At 72.7% G+C, this 23,865-nt stretch carries 25 protein-coding genes; 16 read left to right on the forward strand and 9 right to left on the reverse strand.

Annotated features, from left to right (window positions below; genetic code table 11):
- Positions 1-33 precede the first annotated feature (33 nt).
- Positions 34-1,371 (reverse strand): uracil-xanthine permease family protein, encoded by a 1,338-nt coding sequence (locus tag BIV03_RS01200; protein ID WP_071294316.1) that lies wholly within the window; start codon positions 1,369-1,371, stop codon positions 34-36.
- A gap of 101 nt (positions 1,372-1,472) precedes the next feature.
- Here BIV03_RS01200 and BIV03_RS01205 point away from each other — a divergent pair, with 101 nt between their 5' ends.
- Genes BIV03_RS01205 through BIV03_RS01215 form a run of 3 tightly spaced genes read left to right on the forward strand, consistent with a single transcriptional unit; the run spans position 1,473 to position 5,848 of the window.
- Complete coding sequence (locus tag BIV03_RS01205) at positions 1,473-2,888, forward strand: hypothetical protein (RefSeq protein ID WP_071294317.1); 1,416 nt, start codon at positions 1,473-1,475, stop codon at positions 2,886-2,888.
- A gap of 39 nt (positions 2,889-2,927) precedes the next feature.
- Entirely contained in the window at positions 2,928-4,892 is a 1,965-nt protein-coding gene (locus BIV03_RS01210) for a M13 family metallopeptidase (RefSeq protein WP_071294318.1), read from the forward strand.
- Positions 4,892-5,848, forward strand: coding sequence for a serine hydrolase (locus tag BIV03_RS01215; RefSeq protein ID WP_071294319.1), 957 nt, complete (start codon positions 4,892-4,894; stop codon positions 5,846-5,848). Before BIV03_RS01210 ends, BIV03_RS01215 begins: the two co-directional genes overlap by 1 nt.
- Before the next feature lie 78 nt (positions 5,849-5,926).
- Here the strand turns inward: BIV03_RS01215 and BIV03_RS01220 are convergent, their stop codons facing one another.
- Together BIV03_RS01220 and BIV03_RS01225 are read right to left on the reverse strand one after the other, a co-directional pair.
- Positions 5,927-6,343: a GNAT family N-acetyltransferase gene (locus tag BIV03_RS01220; RefSeq protein ID WP_071294320.1), complete on the reverse strand. Its 417-nt coding sequence runs from the start codon at positions 6,341-6,343 to the stop codon at positions 5,927-5,929.
- Between the two features lie 19 nt (positions 6,344-6,362).
- Positions 6,363-7,058 carry a DUF4232 domain-containing protein gene (locus BIV03_RS01225; RefSeq protein ID WP_071294321.1) on the reverse strand — a complete coding sequence of 232 codons (696 nt, stop codon included), beginning with the start codon at positions 7,056-7,058 and terminating at the stop codon, positions 6,363-6,365.
- A gap of 103 nt (positions 7,059-7,161) precedes the next feature.
- Here BIV03_RS01225 and BIV03_RS01230 point away from each other — a divergent pair, with 103 nt between their 5' ends.
- A complete protein-coding gene (locus tag BIV03_RS01230; RefSeq protein ID WP_071294322.1) occupies positions 7,162-7,437 on the forward strand; it encodes a hypothetical protein in 276 nt (91 codons plus the stop codon).
- Between the two features lies 1 nt (position 7,438).
- Here the strand turns inward: BIV03_RS01230 and BIV03_RS01235 are convergent, their stop codons facing one another.
- Together BIV03_RS01235 and BIV03_RS01240 are read right to left on the reverse strand one after the other, a co-directional pair.
- Positions 7,439-7,870 carry an NUDIX domain-containing protein gene (locus tag BIV03_RS01235; RefSeq protein WP_302847771.1) on the reverse strand — a complete coding sequence of 144 codons (432 nt, stop codon included), beginning with the start codon at positions 7,868-7,870 and terminating at the stop codon, positions 7,439-7,441.
- Positions 7,867-9,189 carry a glutamyl-tRNA reductase gene (locus BIV03_RS01240; protein WP_071294366.1) on the reverse strand — a complete coding sequence of 441 codons (1,323 nt, stop codon included), beginning with the start codon at positions 9,187-9,189 and terminating at the stop codon, positions 7,867-7,869. The genes BIV03_RS01235 and BIV03_RS01240 overlap by 4 nt, the downstream gene beginning before the upstream one ends.
- Before the next feature lie 90 nt (positions 9,190-9,279).
- Between BIV03_RS01240 and hemE the strand changes: the two genes are divergently transcribed.
- The 12 genes from hemE (at position 9,280) to BIV03_RS01300 (ending at position 19,776) form a co-directional block, all read left to right on the forward strand.
- Positions 9,280-10,404, forward strand: a complete 1,125-nt coding sequence (hemE, locus tag BIV03_RS01245) for a uroporphyrinogen decarboxylase (RefSeq protein WP_071294323.1) — start codon at positions 9,280-9,282, stop codon at positions 10,402-10,404.
- Positions 10,401-11,750 carry an NAD(P)/FAD-dependent oxidoreductase gene (locus BIV03_RS01250; RefSeq protein ID WP_071294324.1) on the forward strand — a complete coding sequence of 450 codons (1,350 nt, stop codon included), beginning with the start codon at positions 10,401-10,403 and terminating at the stop codon, positions 11,748-11,750. Before hemE ends, BIV03_RS01250 begins: the two co-directional genes overlap by 4 nt.
- A 98-nt stretch (positions 11,751-11,848) precedes the next feature.
- Positions 11,849-12,103 carry a hypothetical protein gene (locus tag BIV03_RS01255; protein WP_070417359.1) on the forward strand — a complete coding sequence of 85 codons (255 nt, stop codon included), beginning with the start codon at positions 11,849-11,851 and terminating at the stop codon, positions 12,101-12,103.
- Positions 12,100-12,558, forward strand: coding sequence for a phage holin family protein (locus BIV03_RS01260; protein WP_071294325.1), 459 nt, complete (start codon positions 12,100-12,102; stop codon positions 12,556-12,558). Before BIV03_RS01255 ends, BIV03_RS01260 begins: the two co-directional genes overlap by 4 nt.
- Before the next feature lie 43 nt (positions 12,559-12,601).
- Positions 12,602-12,832, forward strand: a complete 231-nt coding sequence (locus BIV03_RS01265; protein ID WP_070417357.1) for a DUF3618 domain-containing protein — start codon at positions 12,602-12,604, stop codon at positions 12,830-12,832.
- A gap of 57 nt (positions 12,833-12,889) precedes the next feature.
- Positions 12,890-13,615: a hydrogen peroxide-dependent heme synthase gene (gene hemQ, locus BIV03_RS01270; RefSeq protein WP_071294326.1), complete on the forward strand. Its 726-nt coding sequence runs from the start codon at positions 12,890-12,892 to the stop codon at positions 13,613-13,615.
- A gap of 11 nt (positions 13,616-13,626) precedes the next feature.
- Positions 13,627-14,847, forward strand: a complete 1,221-nt coding sequence (locus BIV03_RS01275) for a ferrochelatase (RefSeq protein WP_071294367.1) — start codon at positions 13,627-13,629, stop codon at positions 14,845-14,847.
- Complete coding sequence (hemC, locus tag BIV03_RS01280; protein ID WP_071294327.1) at positions 14,844-15,830, forward strand: hydroxymethylbilane synthase; 987 nt, start codon at positions 14,844-14,846, stop codon at positions 15,828-15,830. Before BIV03_RS01275 ends, hemC begins: the two co-directional genes overlap by 4 nt.
- A gap of 57 nt (positions 15,831-15,887) precedes the next feature.
- The gene (locus BIV03_RS01285; RefSeq protein ID WP_071294328.1) at positions 15,888-16,823 is read left to right on the forward strand and encodes a uroporphyrinogen-III synthase; all 936 of its coding nucleotides are present in this window, start codon (positions 15,888-15,890) and stop codon (positions 16,821-16,823) included.
- Between the two features lie 50 nt (positions 16,824-16,873).
- A complete protein-coding gene (hemB, locus tag BIV03_RS01290; RefSeq protein WP_071294368.1) occupies positions 16,874-17,875 on the forward strand; it encodes a porphobilinogen synthase in 1,002 nt (333 codons plus the stop codon).
- Positions 17,872-19,203: a glutamate-1-semialdehyde 2,1-aminomutase gene (hemL, locus tag BIV03_RS01295; RefSeq protein ID WP_071294329.1), complete on the forward strand. Its 1,332-nt coding sequence runs from the start codon at positions 17,872-17,874 to the stop codon at positions 19,201-19,203. Before hemB ends, hemL begins: the two co-directional genes overlap by 4 nt.
- A gap of 99 nt (positions 19,204-19,302) precedes the next feature.
- Complete coding sequence (locus BIV03_RS01300) at positions 19,303-19,776, forward strand: DIP1984 family protein (RefSeq protein ID WP_071294330.1); 474 nt, start codon at positions 19,303-19,305, stop codon at positions 19,774-19,776.
- A gap of 235 nt (positions 19,777-20,011) precedes the next feature.
- On the opposite strand, the gene BIV03_RS01305 is transcribed toward BIV03_RS01300, so the two are convergent.
- From BIV03_RS01305 to BIV03_RS01320, 4 genes are all read right to left on the reverse strand, one after another.
- Positions 20,012-20,806, reverse strand: a complete 795-nt coding sequence (locus BIV03_RS01305) for an ABC transporter ATP-binding protein (RefSeq protein WP_071294331.1) — start codon at positions 20,804-20,806, stop codon at positions 20,012-20,014.
- 41 nt (positions 20,807-20,847) lie between these two features.
- Positions 20,848-21,528: a GntR family transcriptional regulator gene (locus BIV03_RS01310; protein WP_070417351.1), complete on the reverse strand. Its 681-nt coding sequence runs from the start codon at positions 21,526-21,528 to the stop codon at positions 20,848-20,850.
- Between the two features lie 80 nt (positions 21,529-21,608).
- Positions 21,609-22,586 (reverse strand): MDR family oxidoreductase, encoded by a 978-nt coding sequence (locus BIV03_RS01315; protein WP_071294332.1) that lies wholly within the window; start codon positions 22,584-22,586, stop codon positions 21,609-21,611.
- A 56-nt stretch (positions 22,587-22,642) separates the two neighbouring features.
- Complete coding sequence (locus BIV03_RS01320) at positions 22,643-23,671, reverse strand: 6-phosphofructokinase (RefSeq protein WP_070419301.1); 1,029 nt, start codon at positions 23,669-23,671, stop codon at positions 22,643-22,645.
- Positions 23,672-23,865: the final 194 nt, after the last annotated feature.

Here is a 23,865-nt window from a genome sequence, read left to right on the forward strand (position 1 = left end):
CGACCCGCGCCTCCCGTCCGGCGGGTGCTCGCGTCAGTCAGCGCGCGGTTCGGCGGGGACCCCGCCGGTGGCGGCGTGGGCCGCTTCCGGCGCCTCGGGCGTCGCCTCGTCGGTCCCGCGGGCACGGCCCACGAGGTCCATCACGTGGTAGACCACGATCGCCGCGACCGTGCCGAGGATGATCCCGCCGAAGCTCGCCTGACCGAACGAGAACGTGAAGTCGGCGATGCCGATGATGAGCGCGATGCCCGCGGTCAGCTGGTTCTTCGGCTTCGCGAAGTCGACGCGGTTCTCGACCCAGATCCGGATGCCGATGACGCCGATGAGCCCGTAGAGCGCGGTGGTCGCTCCGCCGAGGACCCCCGGCGGGACGGACGAGATGACGGCGCCCACCTTCGGGGAGAGGCCGAGCAGGACGGCCACGATCGCGGCCACCCAGTACGCCGCGGTCGAGAAGACCCGGGTGGCGGCCATCACGCCGATGTTCTCGCCGTAGGTGGTCGTCGCCGAGCCGCCGCCGACGCCCGCGAGGACGGTGGAGATGCCGTCGGCGAAGAGTGCTCGCCCGGTGAGCGGGGTGAGGTCACGACCGGTGAGCTGTCCGACGCCCTTCACGTGGCCGACGTTCTCGGCGATGAGCGCGAGGACGACCGGCACGAACGCCAGGTAGATCGCGAGCTGCGACGGGTCGAACGCGGGCGCGGTGAACTCGGGCAGACCGATCCAGGCGGCCTTGCCGACGGCGTCGAACGAGACCTCGCCGGCGATCAGTGCCGCCACGTAGCCGACGACCACGCCGATGACGATCGACAGGCGTCCGATGAGGCCCTTGAAGAGCACGGTCACGAGGATGATCGCGGCGAGGGTGATCACCGCGACGACCGGGGCCTTCGTGAAGTTGTCGCGGGCGGCCGGGGCGAGGTTGAAGCCGATGAGGGCCACGATCGCGCCGGAGACCACCGGCGGCATGAGGCGGTCGATCCACCCGGCGCCGGCCAGGTGCACCACGGCGCCGACGGCCGCGAGGAGCACCCCGACGACGATGATCCCCGACAGCGCCAGCGGGATGCCGCCGATCTTCGTCGCGGCGGCGATCGGGGCGATGAACGCGAAGGACGACCCGAGGTAGCTCGGCAGCCGGTTGCCGGTGATGAGCAGGAACAGGATCGTGCCGATGCCGCTGAAGAGCAGCGTCGTCGCCGGCGGGAAGCCGGTGAGCAGCGGCACGAGGAAGGTCGCGCCGAACATCGCCACGACGTGCTGCACGCCGAGGCCGATCGTCCGGCCCCAGGTGAGGCGCTCGTCCGGCGCGACGATCGTCGTCGCGGAGACGGTTGCGCCGTCCCCGTGCAGCTTCCACGGAAGTCCCATGGGGTCGACGCTAGCGGCAGTCCACCGCTCGTGACGATCCCGCCGAGGATGTCCGCCGCTCCGTATATGGTGTGTGACGTACCACACGAGGAGCGTTGCCCATGTCGAAGTCCGTCCGATCCACCCCGCACCGGCGGATCACCGCCTGGTGCGCCGCGCTCGCCGTGGCGTTCTCGCCCGTCGTCGGCCTGAGCGGTGCCGTCGCCGCGCCGGCCCACGAGCGGACGACCCCCGCGGCGGACTTCACCGCGCAGGTCCGCTCGATCGAGCACGCCACCGGACGCGTCGAGCTGGCCGGGACCGGACCCACGGGCGGCAGCGTCGCGATCGAGGTCGACGGCGCCGACACCGTCTGGACCGAGGTCCGCGACGGCGTGTGGAGCGCCGGACTCCGGGTCGGCCCCGGGCCCCACGTGCTGCACGTGACGTCGCAGGTGACCGGCGAGACGGTCGACCTGCCCGTCGAGGTGCTCGGGCTGCTCCCGCCGACGTGGGTCCCGACGATCGATCCGTTCACCCGCACCATCACGCTCGAGGGCAGCGGGGTGAGCCGTCCGGCACGCTACGTCGTCACCGACGACGGCGAACCCGTCGCGGACGTCGTCGCCGAAGCCGGTGCGCCCTGGCGCGCGGTCCTGCGCGACCGCGCCCCCGGCCGACACGACATCGTGGTGGAGCGCGTGTTCGACGGCACGGTCAACGGCATCGGGCGGGACTCGTACGAGCTCTCCGGAGCGGCCGAGGTCGGCACCGCCTCGGCCTCCCGCGAGACCCGGCGCACCACCCTCGCCGGACGGGCGCCCGTCGGCACGACGCTCCGGTTCGCGGACGTGTCCGGGCCGGTCCTCGGTGCCGACGGCGAACCGGTCGTCGCCACCACCTCGAGCGACACCACCTGGCGCGCGGAGCTGCCCTTCCCCGAGACCGTGCGGTTCCACCGGATCATGGTGACGACGTTCGACGACCGGACACCGATCGGGACGACGGACGCCCTGGTCACCGTGCCGATCGCGATCACCGGCTCGGTCGAGGAGCTCGCCGACGGCTCCGTGCGACTCTCCGGCACCGGCGAGCCCGGCGGCGTGGTGGCGCTCGAGACCGCGAGCGGGACGCCGGTGGACGGAGCCGACGGCCGACCGATCACCGCCGCGATCGGTCGCGGCTGGGAACTCGTCGTCCCGCGCGCGACGCTGCCCGGGGACGTCGTGGTCGCCCGGCAGCGGGTGCAGGGGGTCGAGCAGGGTGCGCTCCGACTCGTGCTGCCGAGGCTCCCGGTCCGCCCCGCACCCGAGCACGGTCACGGTCCCTGCGCGGGTCCCGGCGTCTCCACCGGCAACCACCAGGCCGCCCCGCAGGCCACCGCGGGCCGGATCACCGCCGTGCCCGGCGGGCGGCTCGCGTACACGGGTGAGGACCCCTCGGTGCCACTCGGCGTCGCCGGGGTGCTCCTCGCAGCGGGGCTCGGCGGGCTCGCGGGAGCGCGGGCACTCGGGCGCCGGGGTACCCACCGTGGCTGACACCGCTCGATCAGGGCGACGGTGGCTATCGTTGACCGCATGACCGACGTCGCAAGCACCTCCGGGATCCACACCGACGAGCTGGACGCCACGGTCCGCCCGCAGGACGACCTGTACCGCCACGTGAACGGCTCGTGGATCGCATCGACGCCGATTCCCGACGACAAGGCACGGTACGGCTCGTTCACGGTGTTGGCCGAGGCTGCCGAGATCGCCGTGCGGGACATCATCGAGCGCTCCCAGCAGGCCGCGCCCGGCACCGAGGACCGCAAGGTCGGCGACCTCTTCACCTCCTTCACCGACGAGGACCGGCTCGAGGCCCTGGGCACCGCGCCGATCGAGCCCCTGCTCGCCGAGATCGCCGCCGTGGACTCGGTCGACGACGTCATCCGCATGGTCGGACGCTTCGAGCGCCTCGGCCTGCCGAGTTTCCTGCAGCTCTTCGTCGACAACGACCCGGGCGACCCGGAGTCCTACGTGGTCTTCCTCGAGCAGTCCGGCCTCGGGCTGCCCGACGAGTCGTACTACCGCGAGGACCGCTTCGCCGACATCCGCACGAAGTACCGCGAGTTCGTCGCCGCGATGTTCCCGCTCGCCGGCTTCGAGGACGGCGGCGACCGTACCGAGCACGTCATCGCCCTCGAGACCGCACTGGCGTCGAAGCACTGGGACAACGTCACCACCCGCGACAGCCAGAAGACCTACAACAAGCTGCCGTGGGCCGAGGTCGCGGCGCTCGCCGACGGCATCGACCTCCGCCTCTGGTGGGAAGCGATCGACGCACCGGCCGGCGCCTTCGAGACCGTCGTCGTCCGCGAACCGTCGTTCGTGACCGGTCTGGCGGAGCTGCTCCGCGACCAGCCGTTGGACGTCTGGAAGGACTGGCTGCGCTGGCAGGTGATCCGCGCCTCCGCGGCCTACCTGACGAGTGCCTTCTCGGCGACGAACTTCTCGTTCTACGGCACCGCGCTCACCGGTGCGCCCAAGCAGCGCGAGCGCTGGAAGCGCGGGGTCTCGCTGGTCGAGGGGGCCATGGGCGAGGCCGTCGGACGCATCTACGTGCAGGAGCACTTCGACGAGACCTCGAAGGTGACGATGGACGACCTCGTCGCGAACCTGGTCGAGGCCTACCGGCAGAGCATCACCGCCCTCGACTGGATGACCGACGAGACGCGTGCTCGGGCCCTCGACAAGCTCGACAAGTTCACGCCGAAGATCGGGTACCCGGTCAAGTGGCGGGACTACTCTGCGCTGCCGGTGTCCGCCGACGACCTCATCGGCAACGTCCGCGCCGTCGCGAGCTTCCAGGTCGACCGCGAGCTCGGCAAGATCGGCAAGCCGATCGACCGTGACGAGTGGTTCATGACCCCGCAGACGATCAACGCGTACTACAACCCCGGGTTCAACGAGATCGTGTTCCCGGCGGCGATCCTGCAGTTCCCGTTCTTCGAGGCCGGGCGTGACGCCGCCGCGAACTACGGCGCGATCGGTGCCGTCATCGGGCACGAGATCGGCCACGGCTTCGACGACCAGGGCTCCCAGTACGACGGCGACGGCCGACTCGAGAACTGGTGGACCGAGGCGGACCGCACCGCGTTCGAGGAGCGCACGAAGGCGCTCATCGCGCAGTACGACGCGCTCGTCCCGACCGAGGTCCCGGACGGCCACGTCAACGGTGCCCTGACGATCGGCGAGAACATCGGCGACCTCGGCGGGCTCTCGATCGCGTGGAAGGCGTACCTGCTGTCCCTCGACGGGCAGGAGCCGCCGGTGGTCGACGGCCTCACCGGTGCCGAGCGCTTCTTCCTCAGCTGGGCGCAGGCCTGGCGGATGGCGATCCGTCCGGAGGAAGCCGCCCGTCTGCTGAGCATCGACCCGCACTCGCCGACCGAGTTCCGCTGCAACCAGGTGGTCCGCAACATCGACGTCTACTACGACACCTTCGGCGTGACCGAGCGGGACGCGATGTACCTCGACCCGGCCGAGCGCGTCTCGATCTGGTGATGGCCGAGCCGGACGCGGCTCCGTCGTCGGAGCCGGGAGCGGCTCGCCGGTCGCGGCGACGGCAGCATGCCGGCGGGGCCGACGGACGTGCGCGCGGGCGGCACCGCGGTGGTGCCGACGACCGGTTCGCCGCGACGCTGCAGGCGCTCGGCGCCATCGCCCGGGACGGCGCGTCCGTCAGCGCCTCGGTGATCGACACCTCGACGGGCAAGGCCCTGCTGGCCGTGGACGACACGCTCGTCCAACCGGTGGCGAGCCTCGGCCGCGTACTGCTCCTCGTCGAGGTCGCGGCACGGCTCGAGGACGGCGGGCTGCACGGCGACCGGCTGCAGCGGATGGCGCGCGACACCGCGACCGGTGCCGGGCTCTGGCAGTTCCTGCAGGAGCCGACCATGCAGGTGTCCGACCTGGCGACCCTCGTCGGTGCAGGTGCGGACGCCTGGGCGATGAACGCGCTGCTCTCGACCGTCGGGATCGACGCCGTCCGCGAGCGCGCCGAGTCGCTCGGGATCGAACGGACCGCCCTCATCGACCGGGTGCGGGACCGTCGCGGGCCGGACGACGCTCCGGACGCCTCGGTCGCGCCGACGGGCGAGCTCGCCTGGCTCATGCGGGGCCTGGCACTCGGCGAGGTCGTCGACGAGGCGGTGTCGAACCGGGTGCTCGGATGGCTGTCCCTCGCGTCCGACCTCAGCCTCGTCGCGGGGTCGTTCGGGCTGGACCCGCTCGCGCACCGGGCACTGGACCACGGGTTGCAGGTCGTCTCGGCGACCGGGTCGAGCACGGGCGTGCGGGCCGAGGCCGGGATCCTGCGCGGGCCCGGGTCGTCGGTGAGCTACGCCGTCACGGTGACGTTCGACGACGACTCGCTGCAGCGGCGGCTGGCGGTCATCGACGCCCTGCGGACGATGGGCACCGAGGTGCTCGAGACCGTGCACGAGCCCGCGGCCCGCTGAGCGTACCCTCACGCTCGTGACCGAGTACCTGATCTCCTTCGACGAGGGCACGATGGTGTTCCCCGTGGCCGACTCCGGTCAGCGGAGCAGGACGAACGAGCGGAGCGGAGTCGGCACGACGTCGTGCACCTCGACGAAGCCCCGCGACTCGTAGAACGCCCGCTGCCCCGGTTCGGCATCGGTCGTCAGCACGGTCTGGCGCACGTGTGCGTACCGCTCGAGGACGCCGTCGAGCAGGGCCCCGCCGATGCCGGCCCGGTGGTGCTCGGGTGCGACGAGGACGTCCTGCACGTACACGATCGTCACGCCGTCGGACACGGTCCGGACCAGCCCGATGAGCGAGCCCGTCGTGTCCCGGGCGGTCAGCACGAGGTGGGACCCGAGGACCGCGGCGACGAGGGTCTCGGGGTCCCGCGTGTACGCCGTCCACCCGACGTCGCGGTACAGCGCCAGGAGCTCGTCCCCACCCGGTCGTTCCTCCGCGATCACCACCACGGACCCATCGTGGCAGACGTCAGTCGGCGGCCTGCCCCGCGGGGACGAAGGCCTGCACGTCGAGCTCCGTCACGTCCTCCGACCGGCACGCGGCGAACGCGGTGTACGGGACGAACAGGGACTCCTTCGACCCGGGCGGGTACACCCGGAAGCCGTCGGGCGAGGTGGGGTCGCACGTCGACTCCGGGTAGTTCTCCGAGTTCGTGACCTTGAGCGGTGCCACTGCCTCCTGCCCGGATGCCAGCGTGACGGTCGGGTGGGGTGCCGCCCGGTCGAGCGTCGCCGCGTTGCCGATCTGCGTGCCGTTCGTGTCGCCGACGAAGGACACCCCCGGCCACCCCTGCAGCGTGCAGGTCGACGACCCGGTGTTCCGCAGGACGAGGTGGACGTATGTGCTCCCGGCAGCGCCACCGCTGCCGGCCTCGATGCTCCCGGCGAGCGAGGACGTCGCGCACGCCGAGGACCCAGCGCCCGAGGATCCTGCACCCGAGGAGCCGCCGGACGATCCGCCCGACGATCCGCCCGACGCGCTCGGCGACGACGCCGAGCCGGACGCCGCGGACGAGGGCGTCGGTGCCGACGTCGGTGTCGCCGTGACGGTCTCCGTCGTCGTGGCCGACGGGGTCGTGGTGCCGCCCGACGAGCAGCCGGCGAGCAGACCGACGGCGACGATGCCGACGGCGACGAGCAGTGGGGAACCAGCGCGACGTTGCATGAGCCAACGCAACCACCGCCCCGGGGTACACGACTCGGGTGGCGCCCAGCCGCCCCGAGGACACTCCAGGGCACGCGCCAGCGCACGAGCAACGGAGGTCGACATGGCAGGCAAGCACGAACAGGCACGCGGCGACGAGGGTCGGTCGGACGGCGTCGAGCCCCGTGCCGGGTCCTTCACGGACAGCGAGATCCCGGGCGAGCCCCCCGTGGCGTCGAACGAGCCCGCGGGCGAGTTCGTCTCGAGCGACATCCCCGGCGAGACCCGTCCCGAGGGCGGCGACGGCGAGGGCGAGTACGTCGAGTCGGACATCCCCGGCGAGGCCGAACCCACCCCGGACGGCGAGGTCGGGCACTACACCGACCGCGACCAGGTCTGACCTAGTCGATCAGCTCCGCCGCCACGAGGCGGCGGAGCGTCTCCACGCCCGCCGGCGGGCACCGGTCCGCGTCCGCGGAGGTGACCCACTCGACCTCGTCCACCTCTGCCGAGGCGACCGGCGTGGCGGAGTCGAGCGCGCCTCCTGGACGGACCAGGAACAGCGCCATCGCGACCATCGTGCCCGGGGCCTGCCCGTGCGCCGGTTCGGTGACCGTGCCGAACGGCTCGACGTCGTCCGCGGTCAGCCGCAGGCCGGTCTCCTCGAAGGCTTCGCGGACGACGGCCTCGACGTCGCTCTCGTGCGGCTCCGCCTTGCCCCCGGGCAGGTACAGGACGTCGCGCATCCGCGCGCGCACCATGAGCACGCGGCGGTCGCGCACCAGCAGCAGCGCACTGACACGCAGGGTCGCGGGGTGGCCCTGGAGGCTCAGCTCGCGTCCGCCTCGTCGGTGCGGTCGCGGTCGATCCGCTCGGGCGCGGTGCGCTCCGCGAGCGGCACCACCGGCGACGGCAGCTCCGCCTCGGGCTCGGGACGGACACCGAAGAGGGCGTCGAGCGCCCCGACGAACTCCTCGCCGCGACCGGCGCGACCGAGTTCGCGAGCGCGCACCGAGGGACGGTGGAGCAGGACGCCGACGAGGTGCCGCAGGGCGCGCTCGGTCTGCTCGGCCGAGGCGTCGTCGCCGTCCGCACGACGCTTCGCGCGGTCGATCTCGTCGTCGAGGATGTCGAAGACGTGCTTGCGGAAGGCCACGAGCGCGGGCGTCGTCGACTGCTCGAGGGCCTGGGCGCGGAAGCGGGACACGGCGTCCTCGACCATCGCGCGGGCCTCGGACTCGGCGTTCAGCTCGGCGATCGGGGCGTGGATGCTGATGGTCTCGAGGTCGAGCAGTTCGACGCCGTCGACGTCGGCCGCGTCGGGGTCCACGTTGCGGGGGAGTCCGAGGTCGATGACGATGCGCCGGACGCCGTCGTCGAGGTCGGCCGGTTCGACGACCGGGACCTCGCTCGAGGTGCAGGTGATCACGACGTCGCTCGAACCGATGGCCTGGCGGAGGTCGTGCGCGGCGACGAGGTCGTGCTTCGCGGCGAACCACGGCGCCCGGCCGGAGGGGGAGAAGACCTGGATGGTGTCCGCGCCGCGGTCGCGCAGGGCGGCGATGGTCGTCGCGGCGTAGCTGCCGGTGCCGATCAGGAGCACCCGGGTCCGGCCCCAGTCGGTCACGCGGGAGGACGCGAGCTCGAGGCCGAGCCGCACGAGCGACCGGCCGGCGGCGCCGATGCGGGTGCGGGTCTTGACGCCGCGGGAGGTGTGCGCGGCTTCCTGGAAGAGTCGCTCGAGGTCCGAGGTGGTGGTGCCGTTCGAGCGGGCGTCCTCGAGCGAGCGGCGGACCTGCCCGGAGATCTCGGTCTCACCGACGACGACGGACTCGAGGCCGCTCGAGACGGCGAAGAGGTGCTGCACGACGTCCTTGCCGCCGAGCACGTTGACGGACCGCAGGACCTCGGCGGGATCGAGGTCGCTCGCGGTGGCGACGGCGTCGACGGTGGCCGAGACGGCGGAGTCGCGGTCGTCGCCGGCGATGTCGAGGTAGGCCTCGAAGCGGTTGCACGTGGCGAGGACGACGGCCCCGTCCAGCACGTCGGAGTCCGTCACGAGACGGCTCGCGGCGGTCGGTGCGCCGATGCTCAGTCGCTCCAGGAGATCGAAGCTGGCGTTGCGATGCGACGCCGTGAGACAGATGAGCACGTCTTCCATGGTAACTCGCGTTGCGCCCGGCTCCCGCTCCCGTCGTGCGTGCTCGGGATACGTTCCGTTCGCCGATGGGAGAATCGTGCGGTGACCGACGCATCCACGACCGCCCTCCCCGCCTCGCACCCGCTCGTCTCCGGGCGGACGTCGGGCTCGCCCCTCGTCCGGGCACTCCGCGGCGACCGGCCGGAGACCCTGCCGGTGTGGTTCATGCGTCAGGCCGGCCGGTCCCTGCCGGAGTACCGCGAACTGCGCGTCGGCACGGCCATGCTCGACGCCTGCCTCGACCCGGCGATGGCGTCGGAGATCACGCTGCAGCCGGTCCGTCGGCACGGGGTCGACGCCGGCATCTTCTTCAGCGACATCGTCGTGCCGATCAAGCTCGCGGGCGTCGACGTCGAGATCGTCCCCGGACGCGGGCCGGTGCTGGCGTCCCCGATCCGCACCCCGGCCGACGTCGACGCGCTGGGCCAGCTCGACGCGACTGCCCTCGCCCCGATCACGGACGCCGTGGCGCGCACGGTCGAGCAGCTCGGCGACACCCCGCTCATCGGGTTCGCCGGGGCGCCCTTCACGCTCGCGGCCTACCTGGTCGAGGGCGGACCGTCGAAGGACCACATCCGCGCCCGGACGCTCATGCACTCGGACCCGGAGACCTGGTCGCGCCTGCTCGCCTGGGCCGCCGGGGTGTCGGGGGCGTTCCTCCGGGCCCAGGTGCTCGCCGGGGCCTCCGCCGCACAGCTGTTCGACTCGTGGGTGGGCTCGCTCTCCCGCGAGGACTACGTCACCCGCGTCGCACCGCACTCGGCCGACGCCCTGGCCCACGTCGCCGACCTCGGCGTCCCGCGCATCCACTTCGGCGTCGGCAGCGGCGAGGTCCTGCGCGACATGACGACCTTCGGCACGGACCGGGTCGGCGTCGACGCGGTCGGCGTCGACTGGCGGCTGCCGCTCGACGAGGCCGTGCGCCGGGTCGGCACCGGGGTCACCGTGCAGGGCAACATCGACCCGGCGATGCTCTCCGCCCCGTGGGAGGTGCTCGAGGCCCACGTGCGCGACGTCGTCCGCCGCGGTGGTGCGGCCCGGGCGCACGTCGTCAACCTCGGGCACGGTGTGCCGCCGGAGACCGACCCGACCGTGCTCACCCGCATCGTGTCCCTCGTCCACGAGCTCGGGGACGGGACGGCCGCGGCGACCGGAGTGCGGGCGTGACCGACGTCGTCGTGGTCGGCGGCGGGGTCGCCGGACTCGTCGCGGCGCGGGACCTGGCGAAGGGCGGCGCGCACGTCGTCCTCGTCGAGGGCTCCGGCGTGCTCGGCGGCATGGTCCGTCGGCACACCGTCGCGGGACTCGACCTCGACATGGCGGCGGACTCGTTCGCGACCCGCAACGACGCCGTCGGCCGGCTGGCGATCGAACTCGGCCTCGGCAACGAGGTCACCACGCCGGACCCGCGCGGTGCGTGGCTGATGACCCGCGACGGCCGGACGTCCCCGATCCCGCAGACCGGACTGCTCGGGATCCCGGGGAGCCCGATGGCGGCCGACGTCCTCGCGGTGGTCGGGCAGAAGGCGGCGCTCCGGGCGCAGATGGACTCCTTGCTGCCGTCCCTCGTCGGGTCGAAGGCGCCGTCGCTCGGCGAGCTGGTCCGGAAGCGCATGGGCGAGCAGGTCCTCGACGACCTGGTGGTGCCGATCGTCGCCGGCGTGCACTCGACGCACCCGGACGACCTCGACCCGGACCGGGTGGCTCCCGGGCTCCGGGCGGCGCTGCTGCGCGAGGGCTCCCTCGCCCGCGCGGTCCTCGCCCTCCGTGCCCGTGCGACGGCCGGGTCCGCCGTGCAGGGCATCCGGGGCGGCACCGTGCGGCTCGTCGACGAGCTCGTGGCCGACATGGAGACCTACCGGGTCGACGTCCGCCTGCACACCCGGGCCACCGCGATCGAGGAGCACGCCGTCGAGGTCCGCACCGACGACGGCGAGACCGAGCGACTGGTGGCCGAGCACGTCCTCGCCTCGACGGCGGACCCCGCCCGCACGGCCGGACCCGTGCGCACGGGCATCGAGCTCGTGACGCTCGTGGTCGACCAGCACGAGCTCGACGCGGCGCCGCGGGGGACCGGGATGCTCGTGCACCCGGACGCACCCGGGGTCCGGGCGAAGGCGATCACGCACGCGACGGTGAAGTGGCCGTGGCTGGCCGAGGCGGCCGGGGGCCGGCACGTCCTGCGGCTGAGCTACGCGACGACGGACGCGGCTGTCGCCGCGACCACCCCTGGAGCCGCGGCCGACGCGGTCGAGACCGGGAGGAGCCTCCAGGTCGACCCGTACGACGCGATCGGGACCCGCGCCGCCCAGGACGCCTCCGCCCTGCTCGGCGTGCCGATCGCGCCGTCCGCCGTCGTCGGTGCCGCACGTGTCCGGTGGCACGGTCCGGACACGACCGCCGCGGGGCTCGCCGACGGGGTCGTCGGGATCGGCGAGGCGTCGACGGGCCGGGGGCTGGCCGGCATCGTCGCGGCGGCACGGAGCGCCGCTGAGCAGATCCTGGATTCCTGAGCGGACCGCACACTGGGAGAGGGCTACTGTTGCAGGAACGCCGGACGTATTCCGTTCGGCGCATGACCACGCACACTGACCCAACGGAGGAATCGCACATGCGAGGCAAGCTCCTGTTCGTCGCCGGCGCCGCTCTCGGGTACGTCCTGGGATCGCGAGCCGGACGGGCGCGGTACGAGCAGATCAAGACCGTCAGCGGCAAGATCTGGAACAGCAACGGCGTCCAGAAGGGCGTCCACGTCGCCGAGGAATTCATCGCCGACAAGACCCCCGACGTCGCCGAGTTCGTCGGTGAGCAGACGAAGAAGGTCGTCCGCAAGGTCGGGCAGAAGAAGGACAGCCAGGCCTCATGACAGACACCCGCGACCGCAAGCCGCGTTCGCTGTTCGGCCTGGTCGGCGACGTCCCCAAGCTCGTCAAGGAGCTGGTGACGGGTGAGCTGAACCTGCTCAAGGCCGAGATGCTGACGAAGGCGAAGATCTTCGGCCTCGCCGCGGGTCTGCTCGTGGGCGCGCTCGTCATCGTCCTCTACGCGATCGGCGTGCTGCTGACCGCCGCCGTCATGGGGCTCGCGACCGTGATGCCCGCGTGGCTCGCAGCACTCGTGATCGCCGTCGTGATGCTCATCGTCGCCGGCATCCTCGGCCTGCTCGGCTGGAAGCGCCTGAAGAAGGGGCTCCCGATCACGCCGAAGCGCACCATCGACAGCGTGAAGAACGACGTCAACGCGGTGAAGGGCCTCGGCAAGAAGCCGACCCCGCCGACCCAGTACGGCACCCGCAAGCCCGACGTCGGCGGCCGCTTCTAGCGACGACCGCCCCGTCCACCACCCCACACCCCGGAGGACCCACGTGACCGATCAGCACGACGACCTGGCCGACCGCGTCGCGTCGACCCGCGCCCAGCTGTTCGACACCCTCGACGCGATCGAGGACAAGCTCAACGTCCCGAAGCAGATCGGCATCGCCGCGTCGAAGGTCAAGCGCGGGATCGACGAGAAGCCGGTGCCGTACCTGGCCGGGCTCGCAGCGGGCGTGGCAGTGGTCGGGGGTATCGTCGTAGCGGTGCTCCGACGGCGGTAGCGCTCGCCGTCGAAAGGGGAGCGGCGTCACCTTTGTGACCGATAGGACAATGGACACATGAGTTCCACCGTGCCCACGCACGACGCACACGAGACCTCCCCCGACGGCATCGACCCCAACATGCTGACGGCCTACGCCCTGTGGGCCGTCTTCCGCCGTCCGCTCGGCCCGATCCACACGGTCGGCGACGACGCGGTGGCCGAGCTCGACGCCGTCATCGCCGCCGCTGCCGAGCGCGGCGTGACGATCCGCGGCTTCTACGACGTGTCCGGCTTCCGCGCCGACGCCGACGTGATGGTCTGGCTGCACGGCGACGACGCGCAGGCGATCCAGGCGGTGCTCCGCGAGATCCGCCGCACCGCGCTCTTCCAGGACGCCGAACCGGTGTGGCACGCCATGGCGATGCACCGCGAAGCCGAGTTCAACAAGCGGCACACGCCCGCCTTCCTGCGCGGCAAGGAGCCAGAGGCCTGGATCACGGTCTACCCGTTCGTCCGGTCCTACGAGTGGTACCTCCTGCCGGAAGAAGAGCGCTCGAAGATGCTCCGCGACCACGGCATCGCCGGCGCGAAGTACCGCCGCGTGCTGACGAACACGATCGCCACCTTCGCGCTGAGCGACTACGAGTGGATCCTGCCGCTCGAGAGCCCGGACCTCGTCGACCTCGTCGACCTCATGCGCGACCTGCGCTACACCGAAGCCCGCATGCACGTGCGGGAAGAGGTGCCCTTCTTCACCGGTCGTCGCGTGACGACCACCGAGCTGCCGGAGGTGCTCTCGTGACCGACACCAGCATGATCACGAACGGTCAGGCCGTCCTCGCCGCGACCCCCGCGGCCGCCGACGGTCCCGAGCACGTCGAGGTCCCGGTCGCGTACGACGCGATCCTGCTCGCCGGCTTCGGCGGACCCGAGGGCCAGGACGACGTCATCCCGTTCCTGCGCAACGTCACCCGGGGCCGCGGCATCCCGGACGAGCGCCTCGAAGAGGTGGCCCACCACTACCGGCACTTCGGCGGCGTCAGCCCGATCAACGCGCAGAACCGTGCGCTCAAGGCCGCGCTCGAGGCCGAGCTGGCCTCGCGCGGCATCGACATGCCGGTCCTCTGGGGCAACCGCAACTGGGAGCCCTACCTCGAAGAGGCCTTCACCGAGGCGGCCGACAAGGGCTACAACAAGCTCATCGCGATCGCCACGAGCGCCTACTCGTCGTTCTCGAGCTGTCGCCAGTACCGTGAGGACTACGCCCGCGTGCTGTCCGAGACCGGTCTGATCGACACCATCCAGATCGACAAGGTCCGGCAGTTCTTCGACCACCCGGGCTTCGTCCGCCCGTTCGTGGACGGCGTCCGTGACGGCATGGCGCGTGCGATCGCCGAGAACGACGGCCTCGACGTCGCGACCGAGCTGCACGTGCTGTTCTCGACGCACTCGATCCCGTCGACCGACGCCGCCAAGTCCGGCCCCGACTACCGGGGCTTCGACGAGCACGGCGCGTACGAGGCCCAGCACCTCGCCGTCGCGCAGGTCGTCCTCGACCAGGCGTGGGCGGAGCTGCTCGAGCAGCCCGAGCACGCGTCGCTCCGCGGCACCAGCACGCCGCCGTGGAAGCTCGTCTACCAGTCGCGCTCGGGCCCCCCGACGCAGCCGTGGCTCGAGCCCGACATCAACGACTACATGAACGAGGAGCTCCAGGGCGGCTCGACCCGTGCCGTGCTCATCGTCCCGCTCGGCTTCGTGAGCGACCACATGGAGGTCATGTGGGACCTCGACGAAGAGGCAACCGAGACCGCTCAGGAGCTCGGCTTCTGGTCGGTGCGCACGCAGACCCCGGGTGTCGACCCGGCCTACGTCTCCGGTCTGGTGGACCTCGTCCTCGAGCGTGTCAACGGCACCCCGACGAGCGAGCGCCCGCACCTGACCGACCTCGGTCCCTGGTACGACGTCTGCCGTCCGGGGTGCTGCGAGAACGTGCGCGCCGGGTTCAAGCCCGCCGCGGCCGGACTCGCCCCGTGACCGACGCGTCCGAGCCGACCGGCAGCCCCGACGGCCCTGTCCCGATCCGGCTCGGCACCCGTGCCAGCCGGCTCGCGGTCGCCCAGTCGCAGGACGTCGCCAACCGCTTGGCGACGGCGTCCGGTCGACCGGTCGAGCTCGTCACGGTCACGAGCGAGGGCGACACGAACCGCGCCTCGCTCGCGAGCCTCGGCGGCACGGGCGTGTTCGCCAGCGCGCTCCGCGAAGCACTCGTCGCGGGCGAGGTCGACGTCCTCGTGCACTCCCTCAAGGACCTCCCGACCGCGCCGTACCCGGGGCTGACGATCGCCGCGGTGCCGAAGCGTGCCGACGCCCGAGACGTCCTCGTCGCCCGGAACGCCGCGACCATCGAGACCCTGCCCGAGGGCGCGAAGGTCGGCACGGGTTCGCCCCGCCGCGTCGCGCAGCTCAGGGCCAAGCGGCCCGACCTCGACGTGGTGGACATCCGCGGCAACATCGACACCCGCCTCGGACGCGTGGACGACGACCTCGACGCGGTGGTCCTCGCGGCCGCCGGCCTGACGCGCATCGACCGGCTCGACGCGGCGACCGAGCTGCTCGACCTCGGCTTCTGGCCGAGCGCCCCCGGGCAGGGAGCGCTCGCGATCGAGACCCGCGCGGATGAGACGGACCGGAACCTCCTCGCGGCCCTGCGGAAGATCGAGCACGCGCCGACCCGCCTGACCGTGTCCGCCGAGCGCGAGGTGCTCGCGAAGCTCGAGGCCGGGTGCTCCGCCCCGATCGGTGCCACCGCGATCGTCGACGCCGAGATGCTCCTCGTCTCCGCGACGGTCTACCGGCCCGACGGCTCCGAGTACCGGACCGCATCACACGCCGCCGTGCTCGACGGCTCCGCACAGGACCGCCTGACCGAGGCACTCGAGCTCGGTGGCCGGGTCGCCGCCGAACTGCTCGAGAACGGTGCGGCCGACCTGGCGGACCTCGCGACCTCGGCGGAGTAGGCGGTCGCCACGCACCCCGACGTCAGCACCGCGGACGCGGCACGACAGCCGGTCGTCTTGGTCCCGCGCGGCGGGGCGTGGGGTGACCGGGTCGCCGCGGCCGCCCGCGAGCGCGGGCTCGACCCGCTCGTCGTCCCGCTGATCGCGGACGCGGCACCCACGGATCGGTCCGCCCTCGAGGCTGCGGTCGACCGGTTGATCGCGTCCGGCGGGTCCAGGAGGCACGACGCACCACCGCCGGCCGGGTCCGGTCCGCAGTCGGCGAGCGGGCAGGACGCGCAGTCGGCCGGTCGGCGAGCGGGCGGAACCGGCCGCCTGGCCGCGCCGACCGGGCCGGATCGTGCCCGCTCGGGACCCGCGACCGACGGCACCGCCCGCACCGGCGGCACCGGCGGCACCGGCGGCACCGACGGCGCCGGGTACGCGTGGATGGTGGTGACCAGTGCGACGGCCGTGCGCGTGGTCGCGGAACGGGTGGCGCGCCTCCCGTCCGACCTGCGGGTGGCGGCGGTCGGTGAGCCGACCGCCCGTGCCGCGCGTGCTGCGGGCTGGGTCGTCGACCTGGTGCCGTCCGAGGCCTCGGGCGCCGCGCTCGCCCACGCGCTGCCGGACACCTCCGGCACTGTCCTCTTCCCACGCTCGGACCTCGCTGCCCCGACCGTCGTCGACACCCTGCGCGCCCGCGGGATCGACGTGGACGACGTGGTCGCGTACCGTACCGTGGGGACCGGCGACGAGCCGGTCGTCCTCGACTCCCCGCCCGCTGCCGTGCTCGTGACGAGCGGCAGCATCGCTCGCGAGATCGCCCGGCGGATGACCCCGCTCGACCCCCGCACCGTGGTCGCGTGCATCGGACCCGGGACCGCTGCCGAAGCCCGCGCCGCCGGCCTGCCCGTGCACGTGGTCGCCCGGACCCGATCCGCAGAAGCCCTGCTCGACGCCGTCGTCGAGTCCCTGAACCCCACCGCCCCGAACAGGAAGGCACCGAAGTGACCGGCCGTTTCCCCCAGGTCCGCCCCCGACGACTCCGCGCGACCGGCGCGATGCGTCGACTCGTCGCCGAGACCCGGCTCCACCCCGCCGAGCTCGTGCTGCCGATGTTCATCCGCGAGGGGGCGACCGAGGCGATCGACATCACGAGCATGCCCGGGGTCCAGCAGCACTCGCTCGACTCGTTCCGCCGTGCCCTGCACGAGGCGGCGTCGGTCGGGATCGGCGGCGTGAACCTGTTCGGCGTGCCGACGTCGAAGGACGCGCAGGGGTCCGGCGCGACCGACCCGGACGGCATCCTCAACGTCGCGATCCGTGTCGCGCGCGAAGAGGTCGGTGACGCGCTCGTCGTGCAGTCCGACCTGTGCCTCGACGAGTTCACCGACCACGGGCACTGCGGCGTCCTGGCCGCGGACGGCTCGGTCGACAACGACGCCACGCTCGAGCGGTACCGCGACATGGCGGTCGTGCAGGCCGAGGCCGGTGCCGAGCTCGTCTGCATGAGCGGCATGATGGACGGCCAGATCGCCGCCGCACGGGACGCGCTGGACGCGGCCGGGCACAGCGGCACGGCGCTGCTGGCGTACGCGGCCAAGTACGCGAGCGCGTTCTACGGTCCCTTCCGCGAGGCCGTCGACTCCTCGCTCGTGGGCGACCGTCGCACGTACCAGATCGACGCCGCGAACGGTCGGCAGGGCCTCCGCGAGGTCGAGCAGGACATCGCCGAGGGTGCCGACATCGTCATGGTGAAGCCGGCGATGAGCTACCTCGACGTGCTGGCCGAGACCGCACGGACCTCGCCGGTGCCGGTCTGGGCGTACCAGATCTCTGGCGAGTACGCGATGATCACCGCAGCCGCGCAGAACGGCTGGATCGACCGCGACGCCGCGGCGATGGAGGCGCTCGTCGGCATCAAGCGCGCCGGCGCCGACGCGATCCTGACCTACTTCGCGGTCGACATCGCTCGCAAGCTCAACGAGGAGGCGGGACTCCGCACCTCCGGCAGCACCAGTGCCGTGGACGGCATCGCCTCGACCGGGAAGGCCCCAGAATGACCACGAACGACCAGCTCTTCGGCCGCGCGAAGAACAGCATCCCCGGCGGGGTCAACTCGCCGGTCCGGGCGTACGGCTCCGTCGGCGGGACGCCCCGCTTCCTGACGAGCGCGAAGGGTGCCTACGTCACCGACGCCGAGGGGCGGGAGTACGTCGACCTCGTCGCCTCGTGGGGGCCCGCGATCCTCGGGCACGCCCACCCCGCGACGGTCGAGGCCGTGCAGCAGGCGGCGGCGCGCGGGCTGAGCTTCGGGGCGTCGACCCCGGGGGAGACCGAACTCGCCGAGCTCGTGAAGCAGCGGGTGTCGGTGGACGGCGACGGCCCGATCGAGAAGCTCCGCATGGTGTCCACGGGCACCGAGGCGACGATGACCGCGATCCGGCTCGCCCGCGGGTACACCGGTCGCGACCTGCTCGTGAAGTTCGCCGGGCACTACCACGGCCACTCGGACTCCCTGCTGGCCGAGGCCGGTTCGGGTGTGGCCACGCTCGCGCTCCCCGGCAGTGCCGGCATCACCGCCGAGACCGCCGCGCAGACCCTGGTGCTGCCCTACAACGACCTCGATGCCGTCCGTCGCGCGTTCGACGAGCACTCCGAGCGCATCGCGGGCGTGATCGTCGAGGCAGCGGCCGCGAACATGGGCGTCCTCGCCCCCGAGCGTGGGTTCAACCGGGCCCTGGCGCAGATCGTGCAGGCGCACGGTGCGCTGCTCATCGTCGACGAGGTCCTGACCGGCTTCCGGGTGGGCTCTGCCGGGTGGTGGGGCCTCGAGGCGTCGAAGGTCGTGCCGGACGGCGCCGGGTGGAAGCCCGACCTCGTCACGTTCGGCAAGGTCATCGGCGGCGGCATGCCCCTCGCCGCACTCGGTGGTCGGCGCGAGGTCATGGACTACCTCGCCCCGCTCGGCCCCGTCTACCAGGCGGGCACGCTCTCGGGGAACCCGCTCGCCGTCGCCGCGGGCATCGCCACGCTGCGGGCCGCGACGCCCGAGGTCTACGCCCACCTCGACCGGACGGCGGCGACCATCGCGACGGCGACGAGCGACGCCCTGTCCGCCGAGGGCGTCGCCCACACCGTCCAGCACGCCGGCAACCTCTTCTCGTTCGCGTTCACCGAGACCGCCCCGCGGAACTACGACGACGTCCGAGCGCAGGAGGCGTTCCGGTACGCGCCGTTCTTCCACGCCATGCTCGACGCGGGGGTGACCCTGCCCCCGAGCGTCTTCGAGGCGTGGTTCGTCACGGCGGCACACGACGACCGGGCCGTCGGACGGGTGCTCGACGCACTGCCGGCCGCGGCGAAGGCGGCCGCGCGCGCCACGGCGTGACGCCACCACCTACCTGACGTCAGGCGCGGGTCGGGCCGGACCCGCGCCTCCCGTCCGCCGCACCCGGCGGTGTGCCGCGTGCGCTGGTTGGATGGCGACATGCAACTCGCCGAGGCCCTCATCGAGCGCGCCGACCTGCAGAAGCGCATCGAGCAGCTGCGCTCGCGGATCGCCGCCAACGCCCGCTACCAGGAGGGCGAGGAGCCCGACGAGGACGCGGCGTCCCTGCTCGCCGAGGCCGAGCGGGCCGTCGACGACCTCGAGGTGCTGCTCGCCAGGATCAACGCGACGAACGCGTCTACTCGGCTGGCCTCGGGCGAGACCATCACGACGCTCCTCGCACGCCGGGACGCCCTGCGCCTCCGGCACGCGCTCGTGACCGGCGCCGCGGACGCGACCGCGGGAGGAGGTGGCGGGTACCGACAGCTCCGCAGCGAACTCCGCACGTTCGCCGCCCTGCCGACCGCGACGCTGCGGTCCCGGGCGGACGACCTCGCCAAGGAGCTCCGCGAGCTCGACGCGACCATCCAGCGCAGCAACTGGGAGGTGGCGCTCCTGGAGACGACGGACTGATCGGACGGGCGGTGCGTCGGTAGGCGGACCGGGGCGGGTACGGACCCGACGGACCGGCGGGCAAACCGGTCCTCATGTGGCGCAGTGGGCAGCGCCGTGGCGCGAGCCGGCACAACGCAGCCCAGCACCGCGCACCGGCGACGGGGCACGAGGCACCACGCATCACCGCGTACCGACCGGATCGCCGAGGGTGGGACAGGGGACAGCACCGCCCCGGAGTCCGGTGTGCAGCGACTCAGGACGCGCGGCGGGCGGCCCAGCGTCCCTCGGCCCGGAGGATCGCGAGCGGGAAGTCGAAGGCGTGCGAGACCGCCGACGACGTGATGACCTCGTCCGAGGTGCCCTGGGCGACCGCGACCCCGTCGCGCAGCAGCATCGCGTGCGAGGTCGACGCGGGCAGGTCCTCGAGGTGGTGCGTCACCATCACGCTCCCGAGCTCGGGGTGCCGGTGGCGCAGGGCGTCGACGGTCTCGAGCAGGTGTTCGCGCGCGGCGACGTCGAGCCCGGTGGCCGGTTCGTCGAGCAAGAGCAGCTGCGGCTCGGACATGAGCGCCCGGGCGATGAGCGTCCGTCCGCGTTCGCCCTGCGACAGGACCGGCCAGCGGGCGTCCCGACGCGCCGTCAGCCCGACGTCGGCGATGTGCTGCTCGGCGGTGGCCACCTGCGCGGGCGTCGGCTCCCACCGCATCATGAGGTCGGTCGTGCCGGTGAGCCCGGTGAGCACGGTCTCGACGACGGTCAGCGGCGAGAGCATCCGGTGGCGGGGGTCGACGTGCCCGATGTGTTCGCGGAGCTCCCGGACGTCGACGCGTCCGAGTCGTCGGCCGAGCAGTTCGACGGTGCCGGCCGTCGGGTGCCCGGTGGCGCCGAGGACCGCGAGCAGCGTCGACTTCCCGGCACCGTTCGGCCCGAGGAGCGCCCAGTGCTCCCCGCGCCGGACGGTCAGGTCGATGTCGTGCAGGAGGTCCCGGCCGGACCGGGTCACCCGGACCCCGGCCGCTCGGATGAGGACGTCGTCGTTGCTGCTCACGGGTCCATCGTGGCCCAGGCGGCCGGGGAACGCTGGACGGGTCAGCCGGCGGCGGCGGTCCCGGCAGCGCGGAGCTCGTCCGCCTGCTGCTCGGCGGTCGCGGTCAGCGCCCGGATCGCGGCCGCGGCGGCGTCACCGTCACGCTTCGCGATGGCCGCACGCAGCGGGTCGACCGAGTGCTTGTAGTCCCAGAACTGCCACGCCCCCTGGGCGAGCGAGAGGAACCGCGCACGGGGCAGGAGCGACTCGGCGAACTTGTCGAGCAGCTCGTTGTCGGCGGCGTCGACGAGCAGCGAGATGACCGTCTCGAGCTCGGCGTCCATGCGCTTGTCCTGCTGCTCGGAGTACGAGCGCACGGCTTCGAGGTGCTCGGTCAGCGCCTTGGCTGCGGAGGCGTCGAGCTTCGGTACGCCCCAGCGCGCAGCGAGTTCGACGAACCCGCCGAGGACCTGGGTGGTGTCGGCGGCCTGCTTGCCGGTCGGGGTGGCGACGCGGGTGTACCGGTTCGCCTCCATCTCGACCAGGCCGTAGTCGACGAGCTTGGCGATCGCCTCACGGATGGGGGTGCGACTGACCCCGAGCCACTGCACGAGCTCGTCGTCGTTGAGGCGCTCGCCCGCCTGGAGCGTGCCGTCCTGGATCGCGGCGAGCATCTTCTCGAGCACGACGTCGCGCAGGAGCTTCCGCGGCGAGTTCTCGACGGTGGACTTGGGTACCGGCATGCCGGACTCCTCACAGGCTCAGGTGTTCTGTACTCAAATCCTAACGTGTCAATATGCAAACGCTTGTGAAATCTTAGTATTCAGCGATCGACCGCGACGACCGTGCGCCCGTGCACGTTGCCGGCGACGACCTCGGGTCCGACGGCGATGGCCTCCTCGAGCCCGGCGACCCGCGTCACGCCCGCCAGGAGCGCCGGGTCGAGATCGGTCGCGAGCCGCTGCCACGCCTGCTGCCGGAGGGGCAGCGGGGCGTCGACGGAGTTGATGCCGAGCAGCGACACCGCCCGCAGGATGAAGGGCATCACCGAGGTCGGGAGCGCGGAGTCCTGCGCCAGGCCGCACGCCGTCACCGCCCCGCCCCACCGGGTCGCCGCGAGGACGTTCGCGAGGGTCGCACCGCCGACGCTGTCCACCGCGCCCGCCCAGTGCGCCCGCTGCATCGGCCGGCCGAGCTCGGCGAGGGTCGCGCGGTCGATGACGTCGGTCGCGCCGAGTGCCCGGAGCGAGGCGTCGTTCGCGGCGCGTCCGGTCGAGGCCGTGACCTCGTACCCGCGGGCGGCGAGCAGCGCGATCGCGACCGTGCCGACGCCGCCGGACGCACCCGTCACGAGGACGGGACCGCTGCCCGGCTCGACGAACCGTTCGAGTGCGAGCACGCTGAGCATCGCGGTGAACCCGGCGGTCCCGATCGCGGCCGCGAACGAGTCGTCGATCGAACCGGGCAGCACGACGAGCGACCCCGACGGCACCACCGCGTGCTCCGCCCAGCCGCCGTGCCGGCTCTCGCCGAGCCCGGCGCCGTTCACGACGACCCGGTCGCCGATCGCGACGTCGTGCACGCCCGGGCCGAGGGCCGAGACGGTGCCGACGACGTCGATGCCGGGCACGAGCGGGTCGACCCGCGCGACGCCGGGGTTCCGGGCGAGCGCCAGGCCGTCCTTGTAGTTGACGCTCGAGTACGTGACGTCGACGAGCACCTCGCCCTCGGTCGGGTCGGCGACGTCGACCTCGGTGACGGTGGGCGGGGTGGAACTGGAGACGAGGACTGCGCGGGTCACGCGTCGGACGCTACCCGCGCCTCCAGGACCACGACCGGCCGACCTGCGGACGCGTGTCAGCCGAACATGATGGCGGCCTCGTCGTACCGGGCCTGCGGCACGGTCTTCAGCTCGCCGAGCGCCTCCTCGAAGGAGACGTGCTCGATGTCGGTGCCCCGGAGCGCCACCATGCGGCCCCAGCGCTCCTCGACCACCGAGTCGATGGCCGCCAGGCCGAGCCGCGTCGAGAGGACCCGGTCGTACGCCGTCGGCGTGCCGCCGCGCTGGATGTGGCCGAGCGTGGTGGCGCGCGTCTCGATGCCCGTCATCTCCTCGATGAGCGGTGCGAGGCGCTCGCCGATCCCGCCCAGGCGCGGACGCCCGAACGCGTCGAGGCCGCGCTCGGTGTGTGCGTTGTCCTCGTGGTCGGGGACGAAGCCCTCGGCGACGACGACCAGCGGCGCCCGACCACGGTCGTAGGCCGCCCGGACCCACGCGGCGATCTGCTCCATGCTCGTCTTCTGCTCCGGGATGAGGATCGCGTGCGCACCCGCGGCCATGCCGGAGTGCAGGGCGATCCAGCCGACGTGCCGGCCCATGACCTCGGCGACCATGCAGCGCGAGTGCGACTCGCCCGTGGTGCGAAGACGGTCCATGGCCTCGGTCGCGATCGCGACGGCGGTGTCGAAGCCGAACGTGTAGTCGGTCGCGCCGAGGTCGTTGTCGACGGTCTTCGGGACACCGACGATCTTCAGTCCGGCGTCCGTGAGGCGCTTCGCGGCGGCCAGCGTGCCCTCGCCGCCGATCGCGACGATGGCGTCGATGCCGTGCCGCTCGAGGGTGCGCTCGATGTTCTCGACGCCGCCGTTCGGGCCCTCGAAGGGATTCGTCCGGCTCGTGCCGAGGATCGTGCCGCCCTGCTTGGCGATGCCCTGGATGTCCTTGCGGCCGAGCGGGACGATGTCGCCGTCGACCACGCCGCGCCACCCGTCGCGGAAGCCGACGAAGTCGTGTCCGTAGATCGCGATGCCCTTCAGCACGATGGCGCGGATGACCGCGTTCAGGCCGGGGCAGTCGCCTCCGGAGGTGAGGATGCCGATGCGCATGGGGAACTCCGTCGTCGGGGTGCAGTGGGACACGCCCATCATGACTGACGGTGGTTCCGCATTACCATCCTGCGTGTGTCCCTCACCGTTCCGTCCTCCGCCGCCGGTGGCGTCGAGGGCGCCGCGGCGCGGGTCGGTGGGTCTGCGGCGCGGGTCGGCGAGGCTGCGGCGCGGGTCGGCGAGGCCGTGTCGCG

The sequence above is a fragment of the Curtobacterium sp. MCBA15_016 genome, from assembly GCF_001865105.1.
GTDB lineage: Bacteria > Actinomycetota > Actinomycetes > Actinomycetales > Microbacteriaceae > Curtobacterium.

Excerpts from the sequence above, each read along its gene's own strand:
- BIV03_RS01230 (WP_071294322.1), top strand. The coding sequence starts at position 7,162 with ATGGCAGGCAAGCACGAACAGGCACGCGGCGACGAGGGTCGGTCGGAC.
- BIV03_RS01215 (WP_071294319.1), top strand. The coding sequence starts at position 4,892 with ATGGCCGAGCCGGACGCGGCTCCGTCGTCGGAGCCGGGAGCGGCTCGC.
- BIV03_RS01225 (WP_071294321.1), bottom strand. The coding sequence starts at position 7,058 with ATGCAACGTCGCGCTGGTTCCCCACTGCTCGTCGCCGTCGGCATCGTC.
- BIV03_RS01260 (WP_071294325.1), top strand. The coding sequence starts at position 12,100 with ATGACAGACACCCGCGACCGCAAGCCGCGTTCGCTGTTCGGCCTGGTC.
- BIV03_RS01210 (WP_071294318.1), top strand. The coding sequence starts at position 2,928 with ATGACCGACGTCGCAAGCACCTCCGGGATCCACACCGACGAGCTGGAC.
- hemB (WP_071294368.1), top strand. The coding sequence starts at position 16,874 with ATGCGTCGACTCGTCGCCGAGACCCGGCTCCACCCCGCCGAGCTCGTG.
- BIV03_RS01310 (WP_070417351.1), bottom strand. The coding sequence starts at position 21,528 with ATGCCGGTACCCAAGTCCACCGTCGAGAACTCGCCGCGGAAGCTCCTG.
- BIV03_RS01320 (WP_070419301.1), bottom strand. The coding sequence starts at position 23,671 with ATGCGCATCGGCATCCTCACCTCCGGAGGCGACTGCCCCGGCCTGAAC.
- BIV03_RS01275 (WP_071294367.1), top strand. The coding sequence starts at position 13,627 with ATGATCACGAACGGTCAGGCCGTCCTCGCCGCGACCCCCGCGGCCGCC.
- BIV03_RS01205 (WP_071294317.1), top strand. The coding sequence starts at position 1,473 with ATGTCGAAGTCCGTCCGATCCACCCCGCACCGGCGGATCACCGCCTGG.
- hemL (WP_071294329.1), top strand. The coding sequence starts at position 17,872 with ATGACCACGAACGACCAGCTCTTCGGCCGCGCGAAGAACAGCATCCCC.
- hemQ (WP_071294326.1), top strand. The coding sequence starts at position 12,890 with ATGAGTTCCACCGTGCCCACGCACGACGCACACGAGACCTCCCCCGAC.
- BIV03_RS01300 (WP_071294330.1), top strand. The coding sequence starts at position 19,303 with ATGCAACTCGCCGAGGCCCTCATCGAGCGCGCCGACCTGCAGAAGCGC.
- BIV03_RS01200 (WP_071294316.1), bottom strand. The coding sequence starts at position 1,371 with ATGGGACTTCCGTGGAAGCTGCACGGGGACGGCGCAACCGTCTCCGCG.
- BIV03_RS01255 (WP_070417359.1), top strand. The coding sequence starts at position 11,849 with ATGCGAGGCAAGCTCCTGTTCGTCGCCGGCGCCGCTCTCGGGTACGTC.